Source organism: Candidatus Enterococcus wittei, from assembly GCF_002140175.1.
Taxonomy (GTDB): Bacteria; Bacillota; Bacilli; order Lactobacillales; family Enterococcaceae; genus Enterococcus_B; species Enterococcus_B wittei.
Genome location: NZ_NGMO01000003.1, coordinates 656,619 through 668,361, shown reverse-complemented (window position 1 = coordinate 668,361; position 11,743 = coordinate 656,619). Strand labels below are relative to the sequence as shown.

Annotated in this window: 6 protein-coding genes and 2 pseudogenes; 7 read left to right on the top strand and 1 reads right to left on the bottom strand. The window is 35.5% G+C overall.

Annotated elements, in window-relative coordinates; translation table 11 throughout:
• Positions 1 to 95 precede the first annotated feature (95 nt).
• The 4 genes and pseudogenes from A5844_RS10840 to A5844_RS10830 all read left to right on the top strand — a co-directional run bounded on the left by A5844_RS10840 (position 96) and on the right by A5844_RS10830 (position 7,564).
• Positions 96 to 1,214, top strand: a complete 1,119-nt coding sequence (locus A5844_RS10840; RefSeq protein WP_086285189.1) for an exonuclease SbcCD subunit D — start codon at positions 96 to 98, stop codon at positions 1,212 to 1,214.
• A gap of 6 nt (positions 1,215 to 1,220) precedes the next feature.
• Positions 1,221 to 2,123: pseudogene (locus tag A5844_RS14850) on the top strand (AAA family ATPase); the annotation flags it as partial.
• A 591-nt stretch (positions 2,124 to 2,714) separates the two neighbouring features.
• Positions 2,715 to 4,355: pseudogene (locus A5844_RS14845) on the top strand (SbcC/MukB-like Walker B domain-containing protein); the annotation flags it as partial.
• A 14-nt stretch (positions 4,356 to 4,369) separates the two neighbouring features.
• Positions 4,370 to 7,564, top strand: coding sequence for a DEAD/DEAH box helicase (locus A5844_RS10830; protein ID WP_086285187.1), 3,195 nt, complete (start codon positions 4,370 to 4,372; stop codon positions 7,562 to 7,564).
• Between the two features lie 392 nt (positions 7,565 to 7,956).
• Here A5844_RS10830 and A5844_RS10825 read toward each other — a convergent pair whose 3' ends face one another.
• Complete coding sequence (locus tag A5844_RS10825; protein ID WP_086285186.1) at positions 7,957 to 8,652, bottom strand: HAD family hydrolase; 696 nt, start codon at positions 8,650 to 8,652, stop codon at positions 7,957 to 7,959.
• Between the two features lie 494 nt (positions 8,653 to 9,146).
• On the opposite strand from A5844_RS10825, the gene spxA reads away from it, so the two are divergent.
• From spxA to A5844_RS10810, 3 genes are all read left to right on the top strand, one after another.
• Positions 9,147 to 9,545, top strand: a complete 399-nt coding sequence (gene spxA, locus A5844_RS10820) for a transcriptional regulator SpxA (RefSeq protein ID WP_005877288.1) — start codon at positions 9,147 to 9,149, stop codon at positions 9,543 to 9,545.
• A 160-nt stretch (positions 9,546 to 9,705) separates the two neighbouring features.
• Positions 9,706 to 10,347 carry an adaptor protein MecA gene (locus A5844_RS10815; RefSeq protein WP_086285185.1) on the top strand — a complete coding sequence of 214 codons (642 nt, stop codon included), beginning with the start codon at positions 9,706 to 9,708 and terminating at the stop codon, positions 10,345 to 10,347.
• Positions 10,348 to 10,626: 279 nt separating this feature from the next.
• Positions 10,627 to 11,619 carry a competence protein CoiA gene (locus tag A5844_RS10810; RefSeq protein WP_086285184.1) on the top strand — a complete coding sequence of 331 codons (993 nt, stop codon included), beginning with the start codon at positions 10,627 to 10,629 and terminating at the stop codon, positions 11,617 to 11,619.
• Positions 11,620 to 11,743 lie beyond the last annotated feature (124 nt).

The window sequence follows — 11,743 nt, the reverse complement described above, 5'->3', positions numbered from 1 at the left end:
TTTGTGGTAAAACAACCGATTTATAAGCGAACTCAGGTGTCATGTCTTTGGGGGAAGTGTTATAATAGTAAGAAGGAAATTTTTGAGGTGATGATATGCGTTTTTTACATACAGCTGATTGGCATATAGGGAAAAAGTTACAAGGATACGATTTACTAAAAGAGCAACAATATGCATTAGCTGAAATTTTGACGATTGCTAAAAAAGAAAATGTGGATGCGATCGTGATAGCTGGTGATTTATATGATCGCAGTGTACCAGCAGTGGAAGCAATTAAGCTCTATAATGATTTAATGATCGAGTGGAACTTAAAAGAGAAGTTCCCGATTTTTGCGATTTCGGGCAATCATGATAGTAGTATCCGCTTGTCAGCTGGTTCAGACTGGTTTAGTCATACTAATTATTTTTTACAAACGCGTTTTGAAGATGCTTTCGAACCTATTGAGTTCAAAGAAACACAATTTTTCTTATTACCTTATTTTGAACCAATTTCTGCAAGGCTTTATTTTGAAGATGATGGGATTCGAACGGTTCAGCAAGCAATGGAAAGGGTCATTTCAAAAATGCAAGAGGCCTTTGATCCAGAAAAAAAACAAGTGTTGATCAGTCATTTTTTTGTCGCAGGAAGTACGAAAAGCGATTCTGAAACAAAAATCGAGGTGGGGGGATTGGATGCAGTACCTGGAGAGTTGCTTGCCCCTTTTGATTATGTGGCATTAGGTCATCTTCATCATCAAGGAGCATTACGGCAAGAAAATGCTCGTTATAGCGGATCGCCGATCAAATTTTCTCTTTCTGAAATCAATCAAAAAAAAGGTGTCTGGATCGTAGACTTGGCAGAGGGATTATCTTTAGATTTTCAAGAAATCACCCCTTTATATGACATCGAAGAAGTAACTGCTAGTTTTAAAGAATTGCTGGATCCAGAATTTTATCAAGCAATCCATACTGAAAATTATTTGCAGATCTATTTAAAAGATCGTGCAATTATCCCTAATATGATGAATCAGTTAAGAAAGATCTATCCGAGAATTTTAGGGATCGAACGGGTGAATGGACGAAATGAAACCAAAATCAAACGAAAAAAGATCGAGATGAAAGATCCTAAAAAATTAGCTGAAAATTTCTTCACAGAGATGGTCGAAGAACAACTAACAGATCGCCAAGAACAATGGCTTGAAGAAACATTGCAAGAACTTATAGAAACGGAATGATCAGGAATGAAACCACAAACGTTACAACTCAAAAATTTCGGTCCATTTATCAATGAAACGATTGATTTCTCCAAGTTGTCTCAAGCTGCGCTTTTTTTGATCACTGGAAAAACAGGTGCCGGTAAAACCACGATCTTTGATGGTATGACCTATGCTTTATTTGGCGAAACTTCTGGACGGTTGCGCTCTGGTAAAGAAATGCGTTCATTATTTGCTACACCGGAAGAAGAAACGAGTGTTTTTTTCTCATTTGAACATCATCAATTTAGGTATGAAATCGAACGTAAACCTGAGCAAATGTTAGCCAAACGCAAAGGTGAGGGGATGAGAAAACAAGCAGCAAAAGTAAGTTTAACGATTTTCGATGAAAAAGGAAAAGAACTCCGTCAATTGACAAAACGTAGTGAAGTTGATCAAACAATCAAAGAATTGCTCAATTTAGATGCGAAACAGTTTTCCCAAATCGTGTTATTGCCACAAGGAGAGTTTCGTAATTTTTTGATTTCTTCTAGTAGTGAAAAAGAGATCGTCTTACGTCATTTGTTTGGCACACAATTTTTCCAACAATTCAATGAACAATTAAAAGAAAAAGCCAAAAATCAACAGAAACAGTTGGATCATTTGGAACAAGAGCTATTGTTGTTAGAAAAACAGTTCCTTCCTTATGAGAATGATAGACTAGAAGAGGAAAGTTCCGGATTTGAAATGACCATCTCTCACTGGAAAATCCAGCAAGAACAAATTAATGAAGAGATCACTCAAGAAAAAGAAAAACTTATCAGTCTTAAAAATGAACAAAAAGAATTAGAAACGATTTATTATCGTGGGCAATCACAAAAAGAAGCACTGATAGAAAAGCAAGAACTATTAACAAAACAGCAAAAATTAACCGAGCAAGCACAGGAGATAGCAAAGAAGCAAGAATGGCTGAAACACTATGAAGAAGCCCAAAAACTCCTATTACCGATCGAACGTATACAAGAATATCAAGAAGAACAAATCGACCAAAAAGAAAAAATTAAGCAGTTGACCGACCAACTAAGCGAAGCAACTTTCCTATATCAAAAATGGCAAAAACAGGGAAAAACACGTACAGAACAACAAAAAGTAGTGGAAACGATTCAGCAAACCCTTTTAGAAAAACAACGCTTGATTCCGCTGGCTAAAAAATATCAACAAGTTCAGAAAGAACTACTCCTTCACAAAAAAGAGAGCCAAGGGATACAAGAGAAAATTGAACAGTTGATCCAACAGCAATCAACAAATCAACAAAAACAACAGATGATTCAAGAAACCTTAAATCAGCAAGAAATATTACAGGAACAACGTCTAATCTATGAACGGTTAAAACAAGAAGAACAGCGTTATACAGACAAGCAGCAAGAGCAAATACAATTAGAAAAAGAACAAAAGATTTTTGACGAACAACAGCAGACGATCAACGCGCAGTTAGCTGAAAGCCGTCAACGCTTAGACGAACAAACGAAGATAATGACACAACAAAAAAGTGACTGGGCAAAAAAACAAATTGCAAAGTTACAAGCTTTGCTTATACCTGGAGAGCCTTGTCCGGTGTGTGGGTCTACAGAACACCCAATCGCACATGGGGTAAGTGATTTATCGTATGAGACATTGGCTAATTTGGAAGAAAAAGTAAATAAGACAGAAAAATCCGTTGAACAATTACATCAGGAAATAGGTCGAAAAGAAACAGAAGCAACAAAGATCCAACAACAAATCGAAGTAAACATACAAAAACAAACTGAAAATCAACAACTTTTGGCACAATTGGAAGAAGAAATAAACAAATGCTTGTTTCAGGTGTTTCATACTACTTCACTGGATCCTATCGTCAAAGTAGTGAAGGAAGTCAAGCAATCGATCGACAAACAAATGTTACAGCTGAAAAACGCGAAACAAGAACAGCTATCCTTGGAAGAAGAGGGACAAACATTCAAGCAAGAACAGTTGGTATTAGAAAAACAAAAAGCAAGTGTCAGCGAAGTACTTCAACAGATGCAAGGAGAAGTCAACAGCTTGAATAATCAACTTTCAGGGATTGAAACTAACATTTTGGAAGAAGAAGTAGCAGGATTAGAAACTCAAATACAAAACGAAGTGGATAAGCTAACAAAAGAAAAATCACGAGGCGATGCACTAAAACAAAAGATAGCAGTTTTAGAAAGTCAAGTAGCGACACTTTCACAACAAAGCAAAAAAACATCTAGCCAGATTGAACAAGAGCAAGAGAAGATCGACCATTACTTGAGCCAGCAAAACTATTTTGCTACGCAAGCAGAAATAATGGAGAGACTCAATCAAAAGGTGATATACGAACAGGATAAAAAAGTAGTGAGTGAATATCAAGAGCAACAGTTGATTATTACTACACGATTGAATCAATTGAAAAATGTGCAATTTGATGAAACAATACAATCATTAGAAGAAATCAGTTCTCAGATCGATTCAGTTAAATCGACCATCGAAAATCAACAAGCGATGATCTATCGTTTGCAAGAACAATATAAGCACAATCAAAAGATCATGACAGACTTTACTTTGCGTTACAAAAAAAGTCAACAGCAATTAGATGAATTGGTCCAATTACAGCAATTGTCACAAACAATGAATGGCGAGAACCCGAAAAAGACCAGCCTAGAACGATATGTCTTACAAGTATATTTGCAAGAAGTTTTGCAAGTAGCCAACATGCATCTCAAACGATTGACCAAAAGTCGCTATCAGTTTGAATTAGCGGATGAGGTTGGTAGCTATCGTGGGAAAACTGGGCTGGAAATCAATGTTTATGATGATGAAGCAGGAATGACTAGAGGCTCCCATACATTATCAGGTGGAGAAAGCTTCATTGCAGCGTTATCCTTAGCATTATCTTTAGCAGAAGTGATCCAAACTCAAACTGGTGGTGTCACTATTGAAGCACTCTTTATTGATGAAGGATTCGGCTCTTTAGATGATGAAGCCTTGGAGATGGCAATGGAAGCCTTAGAGACAGTTGAAAGCGAAGGAAGAATGATTGGGATTATCAGTCATGTCAGGGAGCTGAAAGAACGAATTTTACAACAAATACGAATTGATACAAAAGGTAGCGGTCAAAGCCACATACGCTATCATTTTGGCTAGGGGGATTGATAACGATGAAATGGAGTATTCCGGAAAAAGTTATTGCAAGAGGACGTCAATACTTGCAAGAAGATCGCGTGTTATCGGTTGTCCCAGATCAAGCACAAAAAATTTGGCATGCGGAAGTATTAGGTAGTGAATTATATTTAGTTGATTTAGATGGGACAGCTAAAGAAGTGGATTTTTGTCAATGTCCTTACTGGGAAGAACATCATTACTGTAAGCATACTGTGGCTGTGGAATTATATTTGCGTTCAAAAAATCTATCTCGAATCATGAAAAATGATCAACCGATGATTGAACCAGTTAAAAAAAGTAGTGAAGGTGAATTGATCACAAAAGGATTTTCTAAATTACAGATGAAAAGACCTTCTAAAACACCACCTCCTTTAGTTATTGATTATCAAGTTGATCAAATCGAAACGAATCAATATCATCCGGAACTATCTATTCTTGCGGTTTCTTTACGTGTAGGTTTTTTGGACAGTGCCAAAAAGACCTATATCGTTAAAAATATCTATGATTTTTTACATGATTATACTGAAGCGAATATCTACACCATCAATAAACAATATCAGTTCCGTTTAGAACGACAGGTATTTCAACAAGAAGACCAGCAACTTTTAGATACTTTGGTGGATTGCGCACAAACGCAACATCTGTTAGGCGCAAATGGTGTTCAAGTAAAAGGAAAATTGGATAAACGGTATTTGCTATTGCCGATTGAACAAGCCCAATATTTGTTGGAGAAAATGAATCAAACAACTCGTTTGCAAGTTCAGATCAATGAGCAAAATTATCAAAGTATTGAGTTTTCCGACAAAGAAAAACCTCTGGCGTTTTCAGTGACGAAACAGAACGAAGCCTATCAATTAAAAGCATTGAATGATTTTGATTTATACTTATCGCATTACCAATGGGGAATGTATCAAGGGACGTTTTATCAAGTGACAAAACATCAACAGACGATCTATTTGACGTGGAAACAACTCATGCGTCGCTTTGATACGCCTGAAGTGTTGTTCCACAAAAAAGAGTTATCTTCCTTATTCAAAGAAATTTTACCTTTTCTCTCAGAAATAGGGGAAGTGGACGTCGCAAATGAAGTCAAAGCTGAAGTCGAAGATATTCCAGTGAAATTCGTATTCGTATTCAAAAAATTAAAAGGGAACATCCAAGCTCGCGTAGATTTTGTATATGGAGATGTGATATATTCTACCGATCAGAGACATGAAAATACACAAGATCAAACAACTGAAATTTTAAGAGATAAGGCGCAAGAAGAGCGAGTGCTTGATCTGTTCCGAATGTACCGTTATCAAAAAAACGAAACAGGCTATGAGCGCATTTTGCCAGAAAAAGAAGAATTATACGCTTTTTTCCGAACGGAATTAGCAGTCTTTCGACAATTTGGTGAAGTTCGTATTGGTAAAAAATTACGTGAATTGTATTTGGATGCGCAAAAACATCAGCCAAAAATTGACGTAGAAGAAACTGGTTCATGGCTGGATATTCGTTTTGATGTCACAGGGATCAACGAACAAGAAATCGATAGTGTTTTACAGAGCTTGTTGCGAAATGATGCATTTTATACACTAGAAAACGGCCAAGTATTATCATTTGATTCTGAAGAATTCCAACAAACAAGTCAGATATTACAACAATTCAGAGAGTCGATCCATTCAGAAGATGGAATTATTCAGGTTCCTAAAAACCAAGGTTTGATGATCCAAGAGAAACTGGCGGGTAGCAATGCAACGTTTGGGGAATCTTTCCAACAAATGATCCGTGATTTGATCGATCCGACAAATTATCAAGTAGAATTACCAAAAACATTACAAGCACAGTTACGTGATTACCAAAAACATGGTTTCCAATGGTTGAAGATGCTGGGACATTATCAATTTGGAGGAATACTAGCAGATGAGATGGGATTAGGGAAAACCTTACAGACTATTGCATTCTTATTATCTGAAAAAGAAGAAAAAGGAAACTTATCTGCCGTGATCGTTGCACCAGCAAGTTTGATCTATAACTGGCAAGCCGAAGTTAAAAAATTTGCTCCTACATTAAGTGTACAAGTAATCAACGGAAATAAGAAAGAAAGAGAAAACTTATTGGCAGACCCAGTTGATATCCGAGTGACTTCATATGCTAGTCTACGTCAAGATCTAACGGAATATCAATCTTCTGAAATCAATTACCTTATCCTTGACGAAGCGCAAATGGTTAAGAATAGTGGAACAAAAACAGCCCAAGCACTGCGAGAATTAAAAGTTCCGCAACGCTTTGCTTTAAGTGGAACTCCGATAGAGAATAATCTTGAAGAATTGTGGTCTCTTTTTGCAACGATCATGCCAGGATTCTTTCCGAATCGTACACGTTTTAGAGAGCTTACGACAGAAGAAATTGCACAAATGATTCGCCCCTTTGTCTTGCGAAGAGACAAGCAAACGGTATTGCAAGATCTTCCTGAAAAAACAGAAATGAATCTTTATTCTGCTTTAACTGAAGAACAAAAGACAGTATATTTGGCTTATTTAAGACAAATGCGAGAAGAAATTTCTTCTATGGATTCTGAGTCCTTCAAGAAAAACCGAATCGGTATTTTAGCTGGGTTGACTAGATTACGGCAGATTTGTTGTGATCCACGCTTGTTTATTGAAGACTATCAAGGCGGTTCTGGTAAATTAGAGCAAGTAAGAGACTTGTTACTTGCTGCTAAAGAGAACAATCGACGCGTTTTACTGTTTTCTCAATTTACAGGTATGTTGACGATTCTAGAACAAGAGTTAAACGATTTAGGGATTAGTACATTTTATCTAAGAGGAAGTACGAAGTCGAAAGATCGTCTAACGATGGTCGATGCCTTTAATGAGGGAGAAAAAGATGTCTTCTTGATCTCTCTTAAAGCAGGAGGAACCGGCTTAAATCTAACAGGAGCGGATACTGTTATCCTTTATGATCTTTGGTGGAATCCGGCAATTGAAGAACAGGCGGCTGGACGAGCACATCGTATTGGTCAAAAAAATGTGGTAGAAGTATGGCGGATGATCGCAGAAGGAACAATCGAAGAAAGGATGAATTCTTTACAGCAAGAAAAACGAGAATTGTTCCAAAAAGTCATTTTAGGTAATGAAGAACAGCTAACAAAACTGACGGAAGAGGATATCCGTTTGATTTTAAGTATTGGGGATTTGGAAGAATAAAGCGAATGAATCAACACTTTGGTAAGAGAGTAAAAAAAGGTTGATCATGTAAGTGCTACTTTTACATTTCCCTGTTCATAAATCGATCATCATTTTGTTTCAATAGATAAAGTAGTTGTGATTATGCATTGATTTTTGGAGAAAAAAGACATAGAATCACGAAAAAGCTTTTCCTATTTTCGTGATTCTATGTCTTTATTTTTATACACTATTCCTTTTAAAAGAGTGTAGATTCGTTTTTATTCTATTTTGATTTTTTAGTTGGTACAAAATTTATCTATTATCCGAATTGAAAGTAACGATTAGGTGTCATAGATCTAAGTACACGTAAAAAAACAAATCTAAATTTTAGCGAGTTTTAGATAACATATCAAGACAATGTCAATGTTTTTTTAGTTGCAATCAACAGAATGACTTTCGTTGATAAGCTCTTTGATTTTAGGCAGTAGTTGGTTGAATTCCTCGATTTCTACATCACAAGCTGTTTTATCACCAACTGTCCGTTTCCGATGATTGAACCATAGTGTATGCCAATTTGCTCCTTTTGCTCCTAAAACATCATTGTCGTAATTATCCCCTACATAAAGAGTTTCTGAAGCCGACATGTTAAAGTTCTTCTCTGCAAGTTGAAAGATTTCTTTGTCAGGTTTTTGAAAGCCAGTTGCTTGAGAAACGATCATACAATGGGAAGGTATCCAGTTCGCCAATTGAAGCTGTGCTAATTTTTTTGTTTGATGATCGGTCGGTCCGTTCGTAATGATTCCCATTGGAATATTTTTTTCCTTTAAAAAATCCAATGTTTTCTTTACTTCTTGATGAAGACAAATATTCGCTAACTCCTCTTCATAGACTTGTTGGAAATAAAGTCCTTTTTCTTCTGAAATCGTGGGGTATCCTAAGTCTATTAAAGATTGACTGATGCGGTGTGTGCGCATATATTCCAGTGTCCATTCACCAGCCATGACTTTTGGGAAATTTTCATCACTATGATAGCGAAAACGAATATACAAAGGATGCATATCTTTTTCTGAAACTAGTGGGATCACTCGTTGGACTGAATTTTTAAATGGTTGTTGCTGGTCGTACATTGTATCATTAACCTGTCTCTTATACACATCTAGATGTGTATAAGAGACAGGATTTAAAAAAAGTATTAAAAAATAAAATAACGTAAATTTGAATATTGTGCAGCTGTTTTGATTTTTTTAGTATAAGGATAGTTATATTTTAGTTTTATTTTTCAGTTAAAATCAACATTTATTCAGTCATTGAATTATTTTAAGAATAAAAGAGAAGAAGTAATTAAAATAAATAAAAAACATAAAATGTTAGAAAAACGTTCTCATTGCCAAACTTCATAAAAAGATTAGTACAGTTTTTGTTGCTGTTTTATTATTTTTGAATGTGGGAAAACAATTTGAAAACTCATATTAATCTTAGATAACTTTCATTTTGTTGGAAAATATTATAAAAAAAGGGTAGCTATTTAAAAGTGTATTATGTATAATAGGAACAGATAGAAGATTATAATGATCTTCTGTTACAAAAATGTGGCTATAATCACAAAAAGGAGTGGTGCACGTTGTTAACACTATATACTTCCCCAAGTTGTACTTCCTGTAGAAAGGCTCGTGCGTGGTTGCAAGAACATCAGATTCCATTTGTTGAACGTAATATCTTTTCTGAACCATTAAATAGTTCAGAACTTAAAGCAATTCTACAAATGACTGAAGATGGAACGGAAGAAATTATTTCAACACGTTCAAAAGTTTTCCAAAAATTAAACATGGATCTAGATGAATTGCCTTTACAAGAACTATTGGAGCTTGTTCAAAATAACCCTGGATTATTACGACGCCCAATCATGATTGATGATAAACGTCTTCAAGTTGGTTTTAATGAAGATGAAATTCGTCGCTTTTTACCACGAGATGTCCGACAATTAGAATTACGTCAAGCCCAGCTAATGGCTGGTTTATAGAAAACACTTAATAAAAAACTTAGAAAACATTTTGTTTTTCTAAGTTTTTTTGTTGGAAAAAAATGATGTTCTACCGTTATATAATTTTTTTTCTTTACATTTATTCTTATTTGACTACAATTGAATTATACGGTTTTTTGGATAAAGTGAGGTGTAGCAAATGGAAATGGAACATATCAATGAGAATACAATCCGAGTAATGATTGGTCACGATGACTTGGAGGAACGTGGTGTCTCTTTTTTAGATTTATTAGGTAATCATAGAGAAATTGAAAACTTTTTCTACAGTATTTTAGAAGAAGTTGATATTGAAGAAGAGTTCCAAGGTAGCGAAGCTGTCACTTTCCAAGTTTTACCAAAAGGAGACGGTTTAGAACTTTTTATCAGTAAAAATTTGTCAGAAGATGAAATCATGCAATCGAATGAATCGACATTGGATAGTGCAGATGTGAGTGAATTCCTTCAAGAGCAAATTCTTGCCAAGGGAGAGGAAAACGTTTCTACGGAAGAAAGTGAACATCAAGCGATTTTTATGTTCAATGATTTTGAACAAGCGATTCAATTAGCACATGATGTTACTCTAGAATCTGCTTCTACTGATCTATATCAATTAGATGGACGCTATTATTTAGTTGTTCATTTTTGGATGGAAAATCTAAACCAAGTAGATGTAGAAAATCAACTCGCACGAATGTTGGAATTTGCTGAAAAAAGTAATCGTACAGCTGAAACATTAACTGAGTATGGGCAACGATTAATGGAACGAAATGCTTTAGAACGCATTAAATTTTATTTTGAATGAGCAAGTAAAAAAGAAACGGTGAATCAAAAGAGGTGTTGCAGACAACTCTTATTGATCGCCGTTTTTTTATGTTACTGTCGCTGGATTTGGCTTTTAGTTTAGAAATTCCCATTTGGGTGTAGTAATCATCAGTAAAAGTAGTTCTCAATAATTTTTAGCTACTTACTGAAAGAGAGATTGATGTAGAAGGCTTACATTATTTGAGGTAAATTGTATTTTCTAGTGTATTTATAAGATGAACCAGCACAATAAAAATTTAATCTAGAGGAGTGTGAAGAGATGCTGTGGGCAAAAAATCAAGACGGTATACTCTGTTTGGCGACTGAGGCGGTGAGAGAGGCGGAATACAGTTGCCCAAGTTGTTTCAATAAAGTTTTATTACGCAGAGGAAAGCACCGTTTCCCGCATTTTTCACATCAAAAAATTCTTGATTGTCACACCTTTAGTGAGTCGGAATCCGAAGAACATCTCCAATTGAAAATACTATTTTTTCAATGGTTGAATAGGCCCTACCATCGCGTGGAAATGGAAGCATATCTGAAAGGGATTATGCAACGTCCAGATATCTTATATGGAAAACATGTATTTGAGATCCAATGTTCTGAGCTTTCCTTTTCTCGTTTTGTCGAGCGGACGGTGAACTACCGAAAAAATGATTATGTGGTGTGGTGGTTGCTAGGATCTGCTTTTTTTCAAAAGAAGGCTCGTTTAACCAAAGAAAAAAAGTTTTGTTCCTTTGATTTGCACCGACAAGTCCACTTTTGGCAAGTCGATTGGGTCAACCAGAAAATTATTTTATATAATCAAGTGAAAGAGAACTTGGAAGGGAAAATCAGCTTCAATTCTCAGGAATGGTCTTTTTTTGACAAAGATCTCCTAGCGATTTTGACTGAAAGAAATATTGTAAAAGAAAGTGTTGGCCCCATGTCTAACACTTCTAAAGATTGGTTAGCAAAACAACTTCTTCGTAAACGAAGGAGTGTGTTGCACTTGCAAGAACAGTGTTACCTCCGAGAGAAACATCTCCTTTTCTTAGATAGATGGATCTATCAGGATAGTCATTTTTTCTTTTTCTTTAAAGAGAAAGTTTTTTTATACCGTCTACTATTTGGTGAAGAAAAAGAGAAATACCAATCTATCAAAAGCTCTTTCTGTTTTCTTAGCTGGCATCAGAAAATCTGGTGTTATAAACAAGAGTGGGGATTTCCTTTGATTGATGAGTGGACGATTTATCAGTTGTTTTATGAAGAGTGTGTCCGCTTATACGGCTAGAGAAAAGAATCATAGCGGAAGATTCCGTGTGCAAAACATCAGTGGTTTATGATAGACTTAAAGAAGTAACTAAAAAGTGATCATCACTTTTTATATTCAAAGAAAGCGTATCTGATTAAATATT